Here is a 19,315-nt window from a genome sequence, read left to right as displayed (position 1 = left end):
TAACAAAGGATTTAGTAAACACTCCTGCCATTGACATGTATCCAGAAGTTTTAGCTAAGAGAGCGAAGGAAGATCTTGAGCCGCTTGGCGTAACTGTTGAAGTATACGGCAAGAAAGAGATAGAAGAGCTTGGTATGAAGGCCTTCCTAGCAGTTGCAGCTGGTTCTGACAAAGAGCCAAAGCTAATTGTTATGAAATATATGAATGGAGATAAAGATGATAAGCTTACTGCGCTTGTTGGCAAGGGCTTAACATACGACTCAGGCGGATACTGCATCAAGCACCCACAAGGCATGGCTACAATGCACATGGATATGGGTGGAGCAGGTGCTGTTATAGGCGCAATGCACGCTATTGCTAAGAACAAAGTTAAGAAAAATGTTGTAGCTGTCGTTGCATCATGCGAAAACTTAATCTCAGGCAAGGCATACAAGACTGGCGACTTAATCGGATCGATGTCTGGTAAGACTATAGAAGTAGCTAATACTGACGCTGAGGGTAGACTTACTCTAGCAGATGCTATTTATTACGCAGGCGATGTGCTTAAGGCTGATAGGATAGTTGACCTAGCTACACTTACAGGCGCTTGTGTAGTTGCACTTGGCTCATATAGAACTGGTGTTGTAACAAACAACGATGAGTTTATGAACGAAATGAACGAAGCATCAGTTAAGGCTGATGAAAAGCTATGGGTAATGCCTAATGACGACGAGTACAAGGACATGGTTAAAGGCACTATGACTGATCTACTTAACTCAGTACCTGGCGGAGCTGGCATGATCACAGCTGGTATGTTCCTTGAAAACTTCGTTAAGGAAGGAACTCCATGGATACACATGGATATAGCAGGAACTTCAGATACTTCAAAGGACTACGCGCAATACAAAAAAGGCTCAACTGGCGTTCCAGTTAAGACACTTTATTATTTAATAAATTCTGAACATTCTTGCTAATAGCATAATAAATACAAAGCGAAAGCTCTTCTCATTTTTATATGAGAAGAGCTTTTTTAATGCAAAACTATTTATTTAAATATTTTTTATATGCTTCTTCGTCCAGAATTAAATCGAATTCACCTATAAACTCAGTGAAGTCCTCTTCGTTTAAGAAGCCTCTTTTAAATCTATATAGACCATCTTCATCGTCTAGCTTAAATATGCCGCCGAAGTCGTAGCGAGTGGCGCCGTGCTCTTTCGTATACTTAATCATTTCCCACTGCATTTGATAATTTGGCATATAGTTTCTGTGAAGATTGTTTGACGCGCCGTACATATACCAAGCGTAGTCCTTATACATGATGAGTATCGCGCTCGATAGAGGAGTCCCTTCGAAGTCTGATAAAAATATTTTTGCGTCGTAATTATTTATAAGTCTCTTAAAATACTCCTTCGGCCTATAAGTGATGCCGTTACGCTCAGCCATGACCTTAGTCTCTTCGAAGAAGGTATCTAGATCCTTGTCACTTTGCGAAAATCTTGTCGTAACGCCTTTTCTGTAGCTTAGGCGAATGTTGTAGCGCGTCTTTGAGTGGAAGTTCGCTAAAATATCATCTTCGCTCTTGCTTATATCGATGATGGCGTTGCGTCTTGGCTGAATAAAGCTGTGTTCATCAGCGCCTCTTGTTCTTATTTTTAATTCTGTATCTTTGTATAAATCAAGAAGTTTTTCATCATAGGGAATGGCTGGGTCGAATCTTAATAAAAATGCATCCTTAAACTTATCTATTTTTTTCACTTCATCTACTAAGGCTAAAACAGTTTTTTTATCATATATATCACAGACAGGTCCGCGATTAGCATAAAGAAGCCACTTTCCATCTATTGCCTTGATAGATAGTATGCTCATTGCGGCGACCATCTCACCACCATCTTCTAAATAAACATAGTCTTCAGACCAATTGTTTTTTATCTTTGCCCATGCCATATCCTGAGTTAAAAAGCTATGTTCATTTGACTTCACGAAGTCATCGTAGCGTTTTAGCTCAGAAGCGTTATTTAAATCAAGTATCATCTAATTCACCAACTTCTTCTTAAAAAATTCTTCAAATCTCTTGTCGTATCTCGAGTAATATTCATCTAAACTTGCTTTTCTATTGTCGTTTAAGTCCTTTCTGTAGTATAGCGCCATATTTTCAATATCGTCATCGTAGCTACTCATCTTTTCCTTTGCGGCATCGCTTTCGATGTATTTTAATACAGTTTCGTATCTTGCTCCTAAGAATAAAAATTTATCCTTGCCAATTATTATCTCATCATCCTTATGATAAACAAAGTCATTTACAAGCGCTTCGGCTAGGTTTGCGCCCGCAAGCGTTGAGAAGAAAGACGAACGTCCTTGTCTAAGATTGATCTCAAAGACCTTATATTCTTTTGTTCTATCATCAAGTTTGATATCAAAATTTGCCAAGCCACGATAATTTATTTTCTCCAAGAAATTTTTTATCATAGGGAAGATCTTTTCGTATGCATCTTCACTCGCATCAGCTATGGCAAGGTAGTTACCAATAAGCAGAGGAGTAGGGTCCTCCATAAGAGCTCTGCCTAGAGAGAATAGTTTTAGTTTGCCATTACTATCGACGTAGGCATTGACCACATGCATGTTTGAGTCAGCTCCTTCGATAAATTCTTGAGCTATCATATAGTCCTCGTAGCCATTTGCATAAATATCATTAAGAGCCTTATTTAATTCAGCTTCATTTTTTAATATATATGCTTTTTTCTTGCCCTCGAAGTCCAAGAAGAAGTACTCAACACTGTTCGATGGCTTTAAGACCATAGGAAAGTCAAAGCTTGTCTTGTAGCTCTTGTAATTGTCCTTGTTAATGTACTCGCTCTTTGGATACTTAAGGCCATACTTTTCGCATAAGTCGTAGAAGTTCTTCTTAAGTATTAGCTCATTAAGCATGGACTTATCTGTAAATGGCAGATGGTATCCACTAATCTTATCTTTATTCATGATGACTCTCTCTGCATATGAGTCGGACGATGCTACTAGTATAAGCTCTTTGTCTTGATGCGCTTCTTTAATTTTATTTAGTTCATCAAGCATGACCTCATCGTCATCTAAGTCCTTATTGATTATTATATCGACAATATCAGAGTTTTCAGTCATAAGTAGCCTTGCCTTACCTAAGACCAAAGACTTGATGCCGTACTTCATATGAAAGCTTCTCGCAATGGAGTAGCTGTTAACATCTGTTCCTAATATAACTAGTAAAAAATTCATAATTATCTCCTTTATATATATCACTAAAACCATTATAACATAAACGAGGCTCACTTGCATAATAATAAAAATTTTAATCATTCTTTGTAATTCATGGTCAAAATATGTTATAATTATAAAGGAGGTCTTTTTATGGAAAATAATTTTGATGATAATAATAGAAATATTGATATAAATGAAGAAGCAAAGGCAGCGAGTGAGAATGAAATTTTAGAAGCTGCTGAGGCGATGGCGAAGGCAAAGGAAGATGATATCAAGTCGTGGATATACTCGATAGTCATAACTGTTGCCATCACTTTATTCCTCGTGAACTTCGTCTTTGCTCTAACGAGGGTTGAGGGTATATCGATGGAGCCGACCCTACATACTGGTGACAGAGTCTTCGAGTGGAAGCTGTTTAAGTACTTCAAAGAGCCAAATAGAGGCGACATAGTCGTTATCAAGGGCGAGAAGACTAATAACGAGCACTATATCAAGAGGCTCATCGGTCTTGCAGGCGACGTTATTGACATCATCGATGGCGAAGTCTATGTCAATGGTAATAAGCTCGACGAGCCATACCTAGATAGAAAGACTAGCGAGCAAAACGGCAACCATTGGGTTGTGCCTGAGGACTCATACTTTGTTATGGGGGACAATAGAGAGGGCGGTAACTCCTACGACTCAAGGAGTTTCGGACCTGTAGAGAAAAAATATTTACAAGGTAAGGCTGTATTTAGATTTTGGCCTTTGAATAAATTAAAAATATTTAGATAGGATGATAGGATGGATCAAAAATATATTCGTAACTTTTCAATAATTGCACACATCGACCATGGTAAATCTACTTTGGCGGATAGAATCATTGAAAAGACTGGATTACTTACTCAAAGAGAGATGCAATCACAAGTTTTGGATAGCATGGATCTTGAAAGAGAAAGAGGAATAACAATTAAATTAAAGGCTATACGCTTGATATATAAGGCAAATGACGGACAGGACTATATACTTAACCTTATAGACACGCCCGGCCACGTCGACTTTAACTACGAAGTGAGTAGATCGCTAAAGGCATGTGAGGGCGCGATACTTGTTGTTGACGCGACACAAGGCGTTGAAGCGCAAACGCTTTCTAACGTCTATCTAGCCTTAGATCAAGACCTAGAGATACTTCCTGTTATTAACAAGATGGACTTGCCAAGTGCAAGACCAGATGAAGTTAAGGAAGAGATTGAAGATATCATCGGCCTTGATACGACTGACGCGCCGCTAATCAGTGCAAAGAGCGGATTGAATATTGAAGATGTTTTAGAGGACATCGTTAAAAACGTTCCGCCGCCAAATGGTGATAAGGACAAGCCTTTAAAGGCGCTTATCTTTGACTCGGTATATGATGCTTACAGAGGCGTTATCTGCTACATCAGAGTTTTTGATGGCGTAATCAAAAAAGGCACTCAAATAAAGATGATGCAAACAGGTACTACATTTGAAGTTGATGAAGTTGGCGTAAATAACACATCTTTATTAAAGAAGGATACGCTTGAAGCAGGCGAAGTAGGCTACTTTACTGCACAGATTAAAAATGTGAAGGACGCCAGAGTTGGTGATACAATAACTTATCTTGACAATCCAACAGCTGAGCCACTAAGCGGTTACAAGAAGGTCGTACCAATGGTTTACTGCGGTATATATCCAGCAGAGGGCGAGGACTTTAACAGCGTTAGAGAGGCTCTTGAAAAGCTTCAAGTTAATGACGCATCTCTTGTTTTTGAAGCAGAAAGTTCTGTTGCCTTAGGCTTTGGTTTCAGATGCGGTTTTCTTGGCCTTCTTCATATGGAGATAATTACCGAAAGACTTGAAAGAGAATTTAATTTAAATATAATCACAACTGCACCATCAGTTATATATGAAGTTCATAAAAAGGATGGTACTATGATGATGATACAAAACCCATCGAACCTTCCTGACCCAAGTGAAATTGATTACATGGAAGAGCCTATGGTTAACGCAGAGATCATGACTCCAAAGGATTTTGTTGGAGCCATCATGGACATCTGTCAAAATAGACGTGGCGAATTTATTAACATGGAATACCTTGATCAAACAAGGGTTACGCTTCACTATAGGATGCCACTAAATGAGGTTATATATGACTTCTTCGATGCGCTTAAGTCAAATACAAAGGGCTACGCATCGCTTGATTATGAAATTTGTGGTTATCAAAGAAGTGAGCTTGTTAAGGTTGACATACTTATCAATGGCGAGCTTATCGACGCATTCAGCTTGATCTTACACGAGTCAAACGCTTATGAAAGAAGTAGATCAATTGTTGAGGGACTAAAGGACGTTATCCCAAGACATCAATTCCAAATACCTATACAAGCAGCTATCGGCTCAAAGATTATCGCGAGAGAAACTATCAAAGCACTTAGAAAAGACGTTCTTGCAAAGTGCTACGGCGGCGATATTTCAAGAAAGAAAAAATTACTTGAAAAGCAAAAAGAAGGTAAGAAGAGGATGCGCCAAATTGGCTCAGTAGAATTGCCTCAAGAGGCCTTCTTATCAGTATTGAAGTACAAGGAAAAGAAATAATGAATAAATTAGGAATATATATACATATTCCTTTCTGTGAAAGAAGATGTAAATATTGCGATTTTACATCTTCTATTTTTAATCAAAGCAGAATGATGGAATATCTAGATCATTTATTATTAGAAATAAAAAACAATGAAGAGCTCTTAAAGGATTACACTGTCGACACCATATTTATAGGTGGAGGCACGCCATCTTTGTTAAGCGTAGAGGACTTAAGACGCTTTGTTAATGGCTTAAATGAGGCCATAAACTTAGATGCAAATTATGAATTTACTATAGAAACAAATCCGAACTCAATAAGCGAAGAAAAATTAATGGTTTATAGAGAGCTTGGCATTAATAGAATTTCTATAGGAGTGCAAAGTTTTAACGATAGGCTCTTACGCATCATAGGCAGGCTTCATACGGCTGATGAGGCGCGCGCAAAGATTAAATTAGCGAAGAAATATTTTGACAATCTTAGTTTAGATTTTATATTCTCACTGCCGACAGAAACTTTATCGGATGTGATAGAGTCGATCGATACAGCAAAGGATTTAGGCGCCACTCACATATCGCTTTACTCACTAATACTTGAGGAGGGTACTAAACTTAACGCACTTGTCGAGAAGGGCGTCTATCGAGTTAACGATCAAGTGACAGATAGGCTCATATATAGAAAGGCCACTCGTCACTTAGAAAGCTTAGGCTATAAGCAATATGAAATCTCAAACTTTGCTAAGGAAGGCTGCTACTCAAGGCATAATTATAAGTACTGGTCCATGGATGAGTATCTAGGCCTTGGCATGGCGGCGCACTCACTTATTAAAAATAAAAGATTTTTTAATGCGAGCAGCTTTAACGAGTACTTTGACGATGTGAAGAAAAATATTTATCACGACGAAGAGAATTTAACTCGCGAGGATAAAATCACTGAGTATATAATTTTTAAGCTAAGGACAAATGAAGGCATAATTATAGATGAGATCAATAAAAAATACGATATTGATTTTGAAGATATATATAAGGAAGAATTATCTAAGGCGATAGATGAGTCGCTATTAAAAAAAGATGACAGAAGATATTTTTACACAGAGCTTGGCAGGGATCTTGCGAACCAAGTAGAGATACTTTTTGTATAAGGAGAGGTTATGGAAGAGATAATTAAAAGAGCGATTGACTATGTAGAAAATATTTTTGCTGGCAACTCAGACGGTCACGGCGCTGATCACAGCCTAAGAGTTTATAATAACGCCATTAAAATAAGAAAAGCTTATGAATGCAAGGCGCTATACGTAGACCTAGGAGCACTTCTTCATGACGTCGATGACCATAAGCTATTTAAGAATAAAAATAATGAAAACGCAAGAAAATTTTTATGCGAAAATGATTTTGATAGTGAAGCGATTGAAGACATTATTGAGATTATCAATTCTGTTTCATTTACGAAGAATAAGGGCGCTAAGCCCAAAACACTCGAGGCGTGCATAGTGCAAGACGCCGATAGGCTTGACGCAATAGGCGCAATAGGCGTAGCGAGGACCTTTATGTATAGCGGCAAAAACGGCCGCGGCATAGAAGATTCATTAAAGCACTTCGATGAGAAGCTCTTATTATTAAAGGATATGATGAACACGGACGAAGCGAAAAAGCTTGCTGAAGAAAGAGATAGTTTTATGAAAGAATTTTTAGCAGAGATAAATGACGAGCTTAATTATAAAAAATAAATATTATATGAAAAAGGCGATAATATCGTCTTTTTTTGTGCTTTTATATCGATTTTTAAGAAAAAAATTGAAAAAAAGTAAATATTTTCGAAAAAAGCTTTATTTTTTTATTATATTGGGTATAATAGAAATAGAGTTAGCACTCACCGAGTAAGAGTGCTAACAAAAATAATGGAAGGTGATCAATTGGATGAGAGAAAATTAAAGATTTTAAAAGCTATAATCAGCTCATACAATGAAACTGGCGAACCAGTTGGCTCGAGGCTTGTCGCCAAGAACGAGTCCATAGGTCTTAGCTCGGCAACTATTAGAAACGAGATGCAAGACCTTGAAGAAGCGGGCTACTTAATAAAAACTCATCTTTCTAGTGGAAGAGTGCCATCGCAAAAAGCATATCGCTTGTACGTTGACATGGTGCTTCAAAAAGACTTCGAAAAGCTATCGTCTACAGAAAAGAAAATTTTCTTAGATGATATAAATGACAAGTCGAAGAACTTAGATAGTATGATAGGAAAGATGTCAAAGCTATTGTCAAGCTTAACTGATTTTACATCGCTTGCTTATATTAGGCAGAGCAGCGAGACAAAGCTAAAGAGCTTAGAGCTTTTAAAAGTCGACGAAAATAAAATACTTGCTATCTTTGTCTACGAGAACTTTGCCATTGACAAGACATTAATTACGCTTAATGAAGAGATAAGTGAAGAGGAAGTAAATTACTTTAAGGAGATTTTAAATAAGAATCTTGTTGGCAAGTCCATTAACTCACTTGATTTCAATTCATTGAAGCATGAAAAGGACAGTCTAGTTAATTATAAGACCATACTAGAGAGCGTTTTGGAAAAGTTTTCGCAAAAAGACGAGACATTTAGCGCAGACAAGATATTCCTTGAAGGAATAAATAAGATCTTGAATTATCCAGAATATTCTGACTTTGACAAGGCTAGAGAGCTTATTGAACTCTTAGAAGACAAAAGAGGCCTACTTAATATGCTAGAGAATGAAAATTTGGATAAGGATCTTGTCATAAAGATAGGCGACGAGAATGAAATCGACATCTTCGACAACATTGCTCTAGTACTAAAGAACGTAAACATCTTGGATAATGAAGTTACTTTTGGTTTAATCGCTCCAATGAGAATTGATTACAAAAAAGTTCTTTCTATATTTGATGATTTTTATAATGATGATTTATTTTAGGAGGGATTAAATGGAAAAAGATAAAAAATTGAATGAAGAAATGGAAGAAGAAAAGCTTATAAATGAAGAAGTAGCAGAAGAAGTTCAAGAAAAAGCGGATTCTGATGAGCAAGATGGCTTAGCATCTGAAATAAATGATCTTCAAACAAAACTTGTGAGACTACAAGCGGACTTTCAAAATTACAAGAAGAGAGTAGAGAAAGAAAAGGACGACTTGGTATCGATAGGTGTTGTAAGCATTGCAAATGAAATACTTCCTGTCATTGATAACTTCGAGAGAGCCTTGGAACACGATGATGAGAGCGGTTCATTTAAAGAAGGCATGGAGCTCATCTACGAAGGATTAAAAAATGCTCTTAAGGCAAAGGGCATAGTTGAGTTAAAGGCACTGGGTGAGGACTTTAACCCAGACTATCATCAAGCGGTATCTATGGGCCACAGCGATGAATACAAAGAAAATCAAGTCATAGAAGTTTTATTAAAAGGTTATGAATACAATGGCAAGGTTATTCGCCATGCCATGGTTATAGTAAATAAATAAGAAAATATATTAAGGAGGAATAAATTATGGGAAAAATAATTGGTATTGACTTAGGTACAACAAACTCATGTGTATCAGTAATGGAAGGTGGAGAAGCGATAATCATTCCTAACGTTGAAGGTAACAGAACTACTCCATCAGTAGTAGCATTTACAAAAGACGGAGAAAGATTAGTTGGTGAAACAGCTAAGAGACAAGCAATCACAAATCCAGACAGAACTATATCATCAATCAAAAGAGAGATGGGTAGTAACTACAAAATTGACATAGACGGAAAAGATTATACACCACAAGATATATCAGCAATGATATTACAAAAATTAAAAGCAGACGCAGAAAGCTACTTGGGCGAAACAGTTTCAGAAGCAGTTATCACTGTTCCTGCATACTTCACAGACGCTCAAAGACAAGCTACTAAGGACGCTGGCAAGATCGCGGGTCTTGAAGTTAAGAGAATTATAAACGAGCCAACAGCAGCAGCACTTGCTTATGGCATGGACAAAGAACAAGGTCAACACAAGATCATGGTATATGACTTAGGCGGAGGTACATTCGACGTTTCAATCCTAGAAGTAGGCGACGGCGTTTTTGAAGTACTAGCAACTAGAGGTAATAACAAGCTTGGTGGAGACGACTTTGACCAAAGAATTATAAATTATATTGCAGATAACTTTAAAAAGGAAAATGGCGTAGACTTAACTCAAGACAAGATGAGCCTACAAAGATTAAAAGAAGCAGCAGAAAAGGCTAAGAAAGAGCTTTCTACTACAATGACAACAAATATCAACTTACCATTCATCTCTGCTACAGCAGCTGGTCCACTTCACTTGAACATGGACTTAACAAGAGCAAAGTTCAATGAACTTACTCATGACTTAGTTGAAAAAACTACTGAACCAGTAAGAAGCGCTATCAAAGACGCTGGTATACAAGCTAGTGAAATCGATAAGGTTCTATTAGTTGGTGGTTCAACAAGAATCCCAGCTGTTCAAGAAGCTGTTAAACAAATCATCGGTAAAGATCCTCAAAAGGACATAAACCCAGATGAATGCGTTGCCATCGGTGCATCAATTCAAGGCGGTGTATTAACAGGTGAAGTTAAAGACTTATTATTGCTAGACGTTACACCATTGTCACTTGGTCTAGAAACACTTGGCGGAGTAACTACAAGACTTATCGAAAGAAACACAACTATTCCAACAAAGAAATCACAAATATTTACAACAGCAGCTGACTCACAAACATCAGTTGATATACACGTACTTCAAGGTGAAAGAGAGATGGCAGCCGACAATACTACACTTGGCCGCTTCCAACTAGAAGGTATAGCACCAGCACCAAGAGGAATCCCTCAAATCGAAGTAACATTTGATATCGATGCCAATGGTATTGTTAATGTATCAGCAAAGGACTTAGGCACAGGCAAGGAACAAAAGATCACTATCACAGCTTCATCTAACTTATCAAAGGACGATATTGATAAGAAAGTTAAAGAAGCAGAAGAATTTGCTCAACAAGATAAGAAGAAAAAAGAAAATATTGAAGTAAAGAATAACGCTGATCAAATGGTTTACCAAACAGAAAAGCTTATGAAGGACCTTGAAGGCAAAATTTCTGACGATGAAAAGAAAGACATCGAAGCAAAACTTGCTGATCTTAAGAAAGCAAGCGAAGGCACAGACTATGACGATATGAAGAAGAAGACAGAAGATTTAACACAAGCCTTCTATAAAGTTTCTGAAAAATTATATAAACAAAATGCAGAAGCAGGCGCAGCTGGAGCTGAAGCAGGCGCACAAGGCTCTGAAGAACACAAAGGCGATGACGACGTAGTTGATGGTGACTACGAAGTAGTTGACGAAGACGATAAATAAGATTTATTAGATTTGATTAAGAAGAATGGAGAGTGCCTTCATTCTTCTTTTTTACATATAGAAAAGAGATGTATTATACTTTTATTTTTCACGCATATTTGGTATAATATAATGTATATGATAATTATTTTACATTTTAGAAAGGGTGTAAGTTTTGAAAGATTTATACGAAGTTTTAGAGATAGAATCGACTGCGACTGAAGCTGAGATCAAAACTCAATATAGGAAGCTTGCTAAGAAGTATCATCCGGACCTTAATCCAGGCGATGAAGAGGCTGAAGCAAGATTCAAAGAGATATCTGCTGCATATGAAGTCTTGGGTAATGCTGAGAAGAGAAAGCAATACGATACATATGGCGAGTCTATGTTTCAAAATGGAGGCACTGGATCTGGCGGCTTCGGCGGTTTCTCTGAGGATATATTTGGCGACATCTTTGACATATTTGGGGGCGGCTTTGGCGGCTTCTCATCATCTGCTTCGCAAAGCAAAAGACCGATGTACGGCGAGGATGTAAGATATAATCTTACTATAGACCTAGAAGACGTTTTAAATGGCACTCAAAGAGAGATTGAGATAGAGAGAGTCGAAGAGTGCTCACATTGCCACGGAAGCGGAGCCAAGGACGAGAAGAGCAAAAAGACTTGCTCTACTTGTTCAGGTAGAGGCACTGTTAGAAAAGAGAGAAGAACAGCTTTTGGCGTCTTTGTTCAAACAGATGTTTGTCCAGACTGTAACGGTACTGGCGAGATAATTACTGAAGAGTGTCCACACTGCCATGGCCATGGTAATGAAAAGAAAAAGAAAAAGATTCTTGTTAAGGTACCAAAGGGCGTTCGTGAAGACAGCGTCATAAGCATAAGAGGCGAAGGAAGCGTTGGCAAGAATGGCGGACCCAATGGCGATTTGAACGTTTATATCGACATTAGAGAAAATAAAAAATTCAAACGAAGCGGCGATGATTTATACACAAGCGTTAGTATAAACTATTTACAAGCAGTTTTAGGCGATCAGATTGAGGTCGATACGCTTGATGGAAAAGTTAAATTAACTATACCTGAGGGAACGCAAAGCCATACTAAATTTAAGATAGCAAACAAGGGTTTATACCCACTACACAAGAATTACAGATGCGATTTATACGTTGTAGTCAAGGTTGACGTGCCAAAGAATTTGAATGATGAGCAAAAAGAATCATTAATAAATCACTTTAAGGACATGAATTTTGATTACGAGCCAAAGAAGAAAAATATTTTTGAAAAAATAAAAGATAAGCTATAGGAGTTAAAATGAATTATAGAGAAATAAAATTAAAATTTAAAAAAGAATATGAAGAAAAGGTCGAAATATTTTTATCGGACCTAGGCATTGACAATATGGCGATTGAAGACCCAGACGATTTAAAGATTTTCCAAGAAAGACAAAACGCTTGGGACTTATATGACGATGACCTTATAAAATTAGAAAAAGGTTATATAAGATTTACCATATATCTAGACGATATAGCTGACAACGACGAGAGAGAAGCCAAGATTAAGGCTCACATTGAAGAGCTTGGTGGAGAATTTTCTAAGGAAATAATTGACGATAGCGATTGGAAGAACAATTGGAAGAAATTCTTCAAAATTTTAAAACCAAACAAAACTATAGTCATAGTGCCAACTTGGGAAGAGTACGAAAAGAAAGATGGGGAAGAAATCATCAAATTAGAGCCGGGCATGGCCTTTGGAACTGGCTCACACGAGACAACATCTTTATGTATAAAGAAGCTTGAAGAGTACATGAAGCCTGGTATGAAGGTTCTTGACATAGGTACAGGTAGCGGCATACTATCAATTGCGGCGTCAAAGCTAGGCGCGAGCGAGGTCCTAGGTGTTGACATAGACCCAATGAGCGTTTACATTGCTAATGAAAATAAAAAATTAAATGAAGTTAAAAATGCGAATTTCATAGTCGGCGACCTACTTTCAAAGGTTAATGACAAATACGATATAGTCGTTTCAAATATACTTGCAGAAGTCATAGTCACTATGACAGGCGATTTACACAAGTTTTTGAATAAGGACGGAATTTTCATTTCATCAGGCATATTAAAAGTTAAGTCCGCCATGGTTATCGATTCACTTGAAGCTAACGGCTTTGATATACTAAACGTCGAAGACCTAAAAGAATGGACTTCAATTGTAGCTAAACATGCATAGATTTTTCGCGGAAAGAAAGGCCGAAAATCTTTTATACTTAGCAAAAGAAGATATAAAGCACTTTAAAGACGTCTTAAGGATAAAGGATGACGAAGAAGTCGAAGTTTATATCGATGGTAGTGGCTATATCGCGGTTCTTAACTCGTATACAAAGGATGAACTATCTCTTAAAATAATTTCTGAGATAAAGGAAAAATATGAGTCGGATCTAAAAATCACCTTATTTCAAAGCCTAGTAAAGTCTGATAAGATGGACTTTATCATACAAAAGGCTATAGAAATGGGTGTTTATGCGATAGTTCCTATCGAGACTAAGAGATCCATTGTCAAGAAAAAAGATATAAAAGATAAAAAGCTGGAAAGATATAAGAATATCGCAAAGGCAGCTGCAATGCAGTCCAAGCGTGAGTTTATACCAAGTGTTTCTGATGCGATGAAGCTTAGTGAAGCAAAAGAACTTTTAGATAGCTTTGATCTAGTCTTAGTCGCTTATGAAGATGAGCTAGATAATAGCATAAAAGATTTTAATATCAAAGACAAAAAGAATATCGCCATCATCGTAGGACCTGAGGGCGGCTTCGACATAAGTGAAATAGATGAGCTTAAGAAATATGGCTACAAATCCATTAGCATGGGCAAAAGAATACTTAGAGCAGAGACAGCGCCAATAGCGCTCCTAACTATGCTTTACTACGAATTTAACGAAAGTGGTCTTTTATGATGAAGGTTTATGTGCAAAATTTAGGCTGCAAAGTAAATTTATATGAGGCGCAAGCGATAAAAAATTCTTTCGAGCAAAAAGGCTACGAGGTTAAGGAAGATTTTGATGATATCGATGTTTATGTAATCAACACTTGTACTGTCACAAACAAGTCGGACTCAAAGTCAAGGCAGATGATATCCAAAGTCAAGAAGAAAAATCCAGATGCTATAGTAATCATTTGCGGCTGCTATAGCCAGATCAATGCTAAAGAGATAGAAGAGATGGATATAGCTGACATCATAGTCGGCACACAAGGCAGAAACAAGATAGTAGAGTACTTAGAAGAATATTTGGAGCTCGGTGAGAAGAAAAATTACGTTGAGGACAACATCGACAAAAACTATGAGGAACTGCTTTTTGATAAAAATTTCGATAGCACCAGAGCTTTTATCAAGATAGAGGACGGCTGTAATAATTTTTGCTCGTATTGCATAATACCATACGCAAGAGGCAGAGTGCGTTCGAGAAAGGCAGATAGCATCATTAAAGAGGTAGCCTCACTTGCTAAAGACGGCTATAAAGAATTTGTCATCACAGGCATACAGATTACAGATTATGAAGATGCTGATATTGATTTAATAAAGCTATTAGAAATGATAGATGAAGTGCCTGGCGTAGAAAGAATAAGACTTGGTTCAATTCAGCCGAAGCTATTGAAGGATGAAACGGTAGTTAGACTTGCTGGGCTTAAGCATTTACAGCATCAATTTCATTTGTCCTTACAAAGCGGCTCGAACAAAGTGCTTAAGCTAATGAATAGGAAGTACACGAGAGAAGACTATATAGAAAATACAGATAAGATATATAAGGCGATGCCGGACGCTGCCATAACTACAGATATCATAGTTGGCTTCCCACAGGAAGACGATGAAGACTTTAAAGAGTCCATCGATATAGTTAAAAAGGTAAATTTCTTAAAGGTTCATGTATTTAGATACTCAAGGCGTAAGGGGACTAAGGCTTATGACATGGCTGGTCAAGTCGCTGAGAGCCTTAAGAAAGACAGAGCAGAAATTTTAGAAGAGTATCAAGAGGCATCGAGAAATATATTTATAAATAAATTTATTGGCGATGAATTTGAAGTCTTGTTCGAAGAGAAAAAAGACGAGTACTTTGAAGGCTACACATCAAATTACATCAGAGCTTATCTTAAGAGTGACGAAGGCCTCCATAACCATATAATAAAAGTAAAGGCAGTAGAAAGATTTAAAGACGGAGTATTAGTAGAAAGGATTTGATTTTATGGATTGTTTATTTTGTAAGATCATAGAAGGATCTATTCCTTCTGAAAAAGTTTATGAAGATGACATGATGCTTTGCTTCAAAGACATTAACCCAACATGCCCAGTGCACGTGCTTATGATACCTAAAAAGCATATCGCGTCACTTGATGAACTTAATGACGAAGATGCTGAAGTCATTGCTCACATGATGCTTAAAGTTAAGGAGATAGCTAAGACTATGGGTCTTGACAATGGCTATAGACTAGTCATCAATACAGGTGAAGACGGTCAACAAAGTGTCAAGCACTTACACATGCATTTGATAGGCGGCAGACAACTTACTTGGCCAGCAGGTTAAAATCAAGAAAAATAGCAAAAAATAGCAAAAAAAACTTGAAAAAGCTTTAGATATGTTGTATAATATTTGTAACTTAGTCATAAATGATAGTAATTGTTTTATGAGGGGAGGGATACTATGACAGAAATTAGAGTTAGAGAAGACGAATCACTTGATAACGCACTTAAGAGATTCAAAAGACAATGCGCAAGATCAGGCGTCTTAGGAGAAGTTAGAAAAAGAGAACACTATGAAAAACCAAGTGTAAGACGTAAATTAAAATCTGAAGCAGCTAGAAGGAAAAAACATCAAAAGTTTTAACTTAAATTTATTTGAAAGAAATGAAGGTGTATGATGTCCCTTAAAAACGAATTAAAAAGTAGATATATAGAATCTATGAAAAATAAAGATACGATCATTAAAAACACTATCATGATGGTTAACTCAGCTATAAAACAACTTGAAGTTGACCAAAGAAAAGAACTAAGTGACCAAGACATTATAGCAATAATACAAAAGCAAATAAAGGAAAAGAAAGGCGCTCTACCAGAATTTGAAAAAGGTAATAGAGCTGATCTAGTTGAACAAACAGAAAAAGAAATAGAAATTCTTATGGAGTACGTACCAAAGGAACTTTCTGAAGAAGAGATTAAGACTATAATCAATGAAACTTGCGAAGAGCTTGGAGACAAGAAAACAAACTTTGGCTTAGTCATGAAGACTGTTATGTCTAAAGTTAAAGGCAGGGCAGATGGATCATTAGTTACAAATCTTGTTAAAGAATATCTAGCCGGTGCACAATAGCATCGGTTTTTTCTTGTGATGGGCCTTGACCCACACTATATTTTATACAAAGGGAGGATATTATGAAATTTGTAAAAACTTTAAGCAAAAGAAACTTATTAAAAACAGCTAAGCACGGCGGATGCGGCGAATGCCAGACTTCATGTCAGTCAGCTTGTAAGACATCTTGCACAGTTGGTAACCAAAAGTGCGAAAATAAGAAAAATCATAAATAGGCTTTGATGTACGATATTAATTTAATACATAAGTTCTATCTAAATGATAAGTATGTAATCTTAGACATATATAGTGGTGCTGTACACGTAGTAGATGAGATTGTATACGACTTAGTAGATTATATGTCCAAGGGCTTAGATGAAGCTTTAAATGGACTATCTAATAAGTATGAAGCTTGTGATATTAAAACTGCTTTTAAGGAAGTAGAAGAATTACACAAAGAAGGCTTGTTATTTACTGAGCCTATAAAGGAGACTGAACTAGACTTAAGTAAATACAACATTGTAAAAGCCCTTTGCCTACACGTTTCACACGACTGTAACCTTAGATGCAAGTACTGTTTTGCGTCTCAAGGCGACTTCAAGGGCAAAAGAGAGCTTATGAGCGTCGAAGTAGGTAAGAAGGCTTTGGACTTTTTAGTTCAAAACTCTGGCAATAGAAGAAACTTAGAGGTTGACTTCTTCGGAGGAGAACCACTAATGAATTTTGATGTTGTCAAAGAGCTTGTTACTTACGGAAGAAGCTTAGAAAAAGAATACGATAAGAATTTTAGATTCACTTTAACTACAAACTGCGTCTTATTAGATGATGAAATTATTGATTATTTAAATGAAAATATGTCAAACGTAGTTCTAAGCATAGACGGAAGAAAATCCGTTAACGATGAGATGCGTCCAACTACTAATGCAAAGGGCTCTTATGACCTAATCGTTCCAAAAATTAAACGCTTTATTGAAAAAAGAGGCGATAAGGATTACTACATTAGAGGCACATTTACATCAGAAAACTTAGACTTTTCAGAAGACGTATTAGATTTCTACAATAATGGCTTTAAGAAGACATCTATGGAACCGGTTGTAACAGACCAAAATGAGCCATATGCCATAAGACCAGAACATGTAGAAAGAATAAAAGAAGAGTACGAAAAATTATCTAGAGAATACATCAAGATTAAGAAAAAAGATGATGATTTTTTATTCTTCCACTTTATGATAGACTTAGATCAAGGACCATGCTTGATTAAGAGATCCATAGGCTGCGGAGCGGGCTGCGAATACCTTGCTGTAACACCTAAGGGAGATCTTTATCCTTGTCATCAGTTTGTAGGTGAAGAGCAATTTAAGATTGGTACCGTTTTTGACGGCGTTACAAAAACTGATTTAAGAGAAGAATTTAAAAAGTCAAATGTATTTAATAAAAAAGACTGCCAAGAATGCTGGGCAAAGTTCTACTGCTCAGGCGGCTGTCACGCTAATTCATACTACAATACAGGCAATATCAACGGAAACTTTGAGATAGGCTGTGAATTAGAAAGAAAAAGAATAGAATGTGCAATCTCAGTTATTGCAAATTTAGATTAGGAGGCCAAAATGAAAAAGTTAAGCACACTTAAGATTGTGATAACAGTCATTTTAATTGCCTGCTTTGCATTAGTAGCTGTATTCGGCTTTAACTTTGCTGGATACGAAATAAAGAGCGCTAAAGACTCTATTAACTTAGGTCTGGACTTAGCTGGTGGGGTATACGTACTTCTTGAAGCTGATACAGACAAAACAGGTGAAGAGCTTAGCAAAGCTATGGAACAATCAAAGGCAATTATACAACAAAGAGTTGACGGTTTAGGAATTTCTGAACCTAACATATCTATAGAAGGTTCAAACAGAATCTCAATTGAACTAGCAGGTGCTAAGAATGCACAAGACGCAATCGAAACTATAGGTAAAACTGCACAATTACAATTTATCGATCCAGATAACAATGTAATTTTAACAGGTAAAAACATAAAAGAATCAAAAGTTGTTTACTCACAAGACAATCTTGGTAAATCAACACCAGTAGTTTCAATGGAGTTTGACGAAGAAGGAACTCAAAAGTTCGCTGAAGCAACTACTAAGCTATATAACGAAACAGAACCAGAAAAGAAAATCCTTAAGATAGTTCTAGACGGTGAAGTTATTTCTGCACCTATAGTACAAAATTCACCTATTACAGATGGTAAGCCAATCATCGAAGGCGGATCAAAGGGATTCACAGTTGAAGAAGCATCAAAACTAGCTACACTAATCAGAGCAGGTGCACTTCCTATTGAACTTAAAGAAGTAAGATCAGAAATCATCGGCGCTTCACTAGGTATAGACGCATTCGACAACTCAATGAAGGCAATAGTTATTTCTATAATATTAATAAGTTTACTACTAATTATAGTTTATAAGATTCCTGGTATAGTAGCAGCAATCTCATTAGTTGCATATACACTACTAGTTATGCTAGCATTTATCATATTCCATATCAAACTATCATTACCAGGTATATGCGGTTTATTACTATCAATAGGTATGGCAGTAGATGCTAACTGTATCATCTACGAAAGAATTAGAGAAGAATTACTTAATGGTAAGACAGTAAGATCAGCTGTTGATGCAGGCTTCAAGAAAGCCATCGCAACTATCATGGACTCAAATATCACAACTATCATCGCAGGCGTTGTACTTTATGTTTATGGTATCGGTTCAATCAGAGGATTTGGTATTACACTTATCATAGGTATAGTAGTTTCATTATTGACAGCAGTTGTATTGACAAAATTCTTATTAAAGAACTTTGCTCAAATCACAGCTAATGACAATAAAAAGGCATATGGAGCATAGGAGGTAAA

General features: G+C 36.8%; 20 protein-coding genes. 18 read left to right on the top strand and 2 right to left on the bottom strand.

Features of this window, described 5'->3' with window-relative positions; genetic code table 11:
- Positions 1-953, top strand: a 953-nt coding sequence (locus Q0E71_RS01590) for a leucyl aminopeptidase (RefSeq protein ID WP_294795301.1), incomplete at its 5' end; no start/stop codon positions are given.
- Positions 954-1,020: 67 nt separating this feature from the next.
- On the opposite strand, the gene Q0E71_RS01585 is transcribed toward Q0E71_RS01590, so the two are convergent.
- Complete coding sequence (locus Q0E71_RS01585; protein WP_294795299.1) at positions 1,021-2,010, bottom strand: peptidoglycan bridge formation glycyltransferase FemA/FemB family protein; 990 nt, start codon at positions 2,008-2,010, stop codon at positions 1,021-1,023.
- A complete protein-coding gene (locus Q0E71_RS01580) occupies positions 2,011-3,225 on the bottom strand; it encodes a carboxylate--amine ligase (protein ID WP_294795296.1) in 1,215 nt (404 codons plus the stop codon).
- 132 nt (positions 3,226-3,357) lie between these two features.
- On the opposite strand from Q0E71_RS01580, the gene lepB reads away from it, so the two are divergent.
- From lepB to secD, 17 genes are all read left to right on the top strand, one after another.
- Positions 3,358-3,981 carry a signal peptidase I gene (gene lepB, locus Q0E71_RS01575; protein ID WP_294795293.1) on the top strand — a complete coding sequence of 208 codons (624 nt, stop codon included), beginning with the start codon at positions 3,358-3,360 and terminating at the stop codon, positions 3,979-3,981.
- A gap of 9 nt (positions 3,982-3,990) precedes the next feature.
- Positions 3,991-5,796: a translation elongation factor 4 gene (gene lepA, locus Q0E71_RS01570; RefSeq protein ID WP_294795290.1), complete on the top strand. Its 1,806-nt coding sequence runs from the start codon at positions 3,991-3,993 to the stop codon at positions 5,794-5,796.
- Entirely contained in the window at positions 5,796-6,920 is a 1,125-nt protein-coding gene (hemW, locus tag Q0E71_RS01565) for a radical SAM family heme chaperone HemW (RefSeq protein WP_294795288.1), read from the top strand. Before lepA ends, hemW begins: the two co-directional genes overlap by 1 nt.
- Positions 6,921-6,929: 9 nt before the next feature.
- Positions 6,930-7,505, top strand: coding sequence for an HD domain-containing protein (locus tag Q0E71_RS01560; RefSeq protein ID WP_294795285.1), 576 nt, complete (start codon positions 6,930-6,932; stop codon positions 7,503-7,505).
- A 186-nt stretch (positions 7,506-7,691) separates the two neighbouring features.
- On the top strand, positions 7,692-8,702 hold the full coding sequence (gene hrcA, locus Q0E71_RS01555; protein WP_294795282.1) for a heat-inducible transcriptional repressor HrcA: 1,011 nt from the start codon (positions 7,692-7,694) through the stop codon (positions 8,700-8,702).
- A gap of 10 nt (positions 8,703-8,712) precedes the next feature.
- Positions 8,713-9,243 carry a nucleotide exchange factor GrpE gene (gene grpE / locus Q0E71_RS01550; protein ID WP_294795279.1) on the top strand — a complete coding sequence of 177 codons (531 nt, stop codon included), beginning with the start codon at positions 8,713-8,715 and terminating at the stop codon, positions 9,241-9,243.
- A gap of 26 nt (positions 9,244-9,269) precedes the next feature.
- Positions 9,270-11,117, top strand: coding sequence for a molecular chaperone DnaK (dnaK, locus tag Q0E71_RS01545; RefSeq protein ID WP_294795276.1), 1,848 nt, complete (start codon positions 9,270-9,272; stop codon positions 11,115-11,117).
- Between the two features lie 154 nt (positions 11,118-11,271).
- Positions 11,272-12,396, top strand: a complete 1,125-nt coding sequence (gene dnaJ, locus Q0E71_RS01540; RefSeq protein WP_294795274.1) for a molecular chaperone DnaJ — start codon at positions 11,272-11,274, stop codon at positions 12,394-12,396.
- A gap of 8 nt (positions 12,397-12,404) precedes the next feature.
- The gene (gene prmA / locus Q0E71_RS01535) at positions 12,405-13,316 is read left to right on the top strand and encodes a 50S ribosomal protein L11 methyltransferase (RefSeq protein ID WP_294795271.1); all 912 of its coding nucleotides are present in this window, start codon (positions 12,405-12,407) and stop codon (positions 13,314-13,316) included.
- Positions 13,309-14,037: a 16S rRNA (uracil(1498)-N(3))-methyltransferase gene (locus tag Q0E71_RS01530; protein WP_294795268.1), complete on the top strand. Its 729-nt coding sequence runs from the start codon at positions 13,309-13,311 to the stop codon at positions 14,035-14,037. The genes prmA and Q0E71_RS01530 overlap by 8 nt, the downstream gene beginning before the upstream one ends.
- Positions 14,034-15,317 (top strand): tRNA (N(6)-L-threonylcarbamoyladenosine(37)-C(2))-methylthiotransferase MtaB, encoded by a 1,284-nt coding sequence (mtaB, locus tag Q0E71_RS01525; RefSeq protein ID WP_294795265.1) that lies wholly within the window; start codon positions 14,034-14,036, stop codon positions 15,315-15,317. Before Q0E71_RS01530 ends, mtaB begins: the two co-directional genes overlap by 4 nt.
- Before the next feature lie 4 nt (positions 15,318-15,321).
- Entirely contained in the window at positions 15,322-15,660 is a 339-nt protein-coding gene (locus Q0E71_RS01520) for a histidine triad nucleotide-binding protein (RefSeq protein WP_294795262.1), read from the top strand.
- 117 nt (positions 15,661-15,777) lie between these two features.
- Entirely contained in the window at positions 15,778-15,960 is a 183-nt protein-coding gene (gene rpsU / locus Q0E71_RS01515) for a 30S ribosomal protein S21 (RefSeq protein WP_058260186.1), read from the top strand.
- Positions 15,961-15,990: 30 nt separating this feature from the next.
- The gene (locus Q0E71_RS01510; protein WP_367116796.1) at positions 15,991-16,443 is read left to right on the top strand and encodes a GatB/YqeY domain-containing protein; all 453 of its coding nucleotides are present in this window, start codon (positions 15,991-15,993) and stop codon (positions 16,441-16,443) included.
- Positions 16,444-16,505: 62 nt separating this feature from the next.
- Positions 16,506-16,658 (top strand): six-cysteine ranthipeptide SCIFF, encoded by a 153-nt coding sequence (gene scfA / locus Q0E71_RS01505; RefSeq protein ID WP_019213752.1) that lies wholly within the window; start codon positions 16,506-16,508, stop codon positions 16,656-16,658.
- 6 nt (positions 16,659-16,664) lie between these two features.
- A complete protein-coding gene (gene scfB / locus Q0E71_RS01500; protein WP_294795250.1) occupies positions 16,665-18,020 on the top strand; it encodes a thioether cross-link-forming SCIFF peptide maturase in 1,356 nt (451 codons plus the stop codon).
- 9 nt (positions 18,021-18,029) lie between these two features.
- Complete coding sequence (secD, locus tag Q0E71_RS01495) at positions 18,030-19,307, top strand: protein translocase subunit SecD (protein ID WP_294795248.1); 1,278 nt, start codon at positions 18,030-18,032, stop codon at positions 19,305-19,307.
- The last annotated feature ends 8 nt before the right edge of the window (positions 19,308-19,315 follow it).

The organism is uncultured Fenollaria sp., assembly GCF_934202865.1.
Lineage (GTDB): Bacteria > Bacillota > Clostridia > Tissierellales > Peptoniphilaceae > Fenollaria.
Note: the sequence above shows the minus strand (reverse complement) of the source record. Positions and strands in the feature narration are given on the sequence as shown.

Bases quoted from the DNA above. Each gene is read 5' to 3' on its own strand.
- hemW (WP_294795288.1), top strand. From the start codon at position 5,796: ATGAATAAATTAGGAATATATATACATATTCCTTTCTGTGAAAGAAGA.
- scfB (WP_294795250.1), top strand. From the start codon at position 16,665: ATGTACGATATTAATTTAATACATAAGTTCTATCTAAATGATAAGTAT.
- Q0E71_RS01580 (WP_294795296.1), bottom strand. From the start codon at position 3,225: ATGAATTTTTTACTAGTTATATTAGGAACAGATGTTAACAGCTACTCC.
- Q0E71_RS01530 (WP_294795268.1), top strand. From the start codon at position 13,309: ATGCATAGATTTTTCGCGGAAAGAAAGGCCGAAAATCTTTTATACTTA.
- Q0E71_RS01585 (WP_294795299.1), bottom strand. From the start codon at position 2,010: ATGATACTTGATTTAAATAACGCTTCTGAGCTAAAACGCTACGATGAC.
- dnaK (WP_294795276.1), top strand. From the start codon at position 9,270: ATGGGAAAAATAATTGGTATTGACTTAGGTACAACAAACTCATGTGTA.
- mtaB (WP_294795265.1), top strand. From the start codon at position 14,034: ATGATGAAGGTTTATGTGCAAAATTTAGGCTGCAAAGTAAATTTATAT.
- secD (WP_294795248.1), top strand. From the start codon at position 18,030: ATGAAAAAGTTAAGCACACTTAAGATTGTGATAACAGTCATTTTAATT.
- Q0E71_RS01520 (WP_294795262.1), top strand. From the start codon at position 15,322: ATGGATTGTTTATTTTGTAAGATCATAGAAGGATCTATTCCTTCTGAA.
- rpsU (WP_058260186.1), top strand. From the start codon at position 15,778: ATGACAGAAATTAGAGTTAGAGAAGACGAATCACTTGATAACGCACTT.
- lepB (WP_294795293.1), top strand. From the start codon at position 3,358: ATGGAAAATAATTTTGATGATAATAATAGAAATATTGATATAAATGAA.
- grpE (WP_294795279.1), top strand. From the start codon at position 8,713: ATGGAAAAAGATAAAAAATTGAATGAAGAAATGGAAGAAGAAAAGCTT.
- lepA (WP_294795290.1), top strand. From the start codon at position 3,991: ATGGATCAAAAATATATTCGTAACTTTTCAATAATTGCACACATCGAC.
- Q0E71_RS01510 (WP_367116796.1), top strand. From the start codon at position 15,991: ATGATGTCCCTTAAAAACGAATTAAAAAGTAGATATATAGAATCTATG.
- prmA (WP_294795271.1), top strand. From the start codon at position 12,405: ATGAATTATAGAGAAATAAAATTAAAATTTAAAAAAGAATATGAAGAA.
- scfA (WP_019213752.1), top strand. From the start codon at position 16,506: ATGAAATTTGTAAAAACTTTAAGCAAAAGAAACTTATTAAAAACAGCT.
- Q0E71_RS01560 (WP_294795285.1), top strand. From the start codon at position 6,930: ATGGAAGAGATAATTAAAAGAGCGATTGACTATGTAGAAAATATTTTT.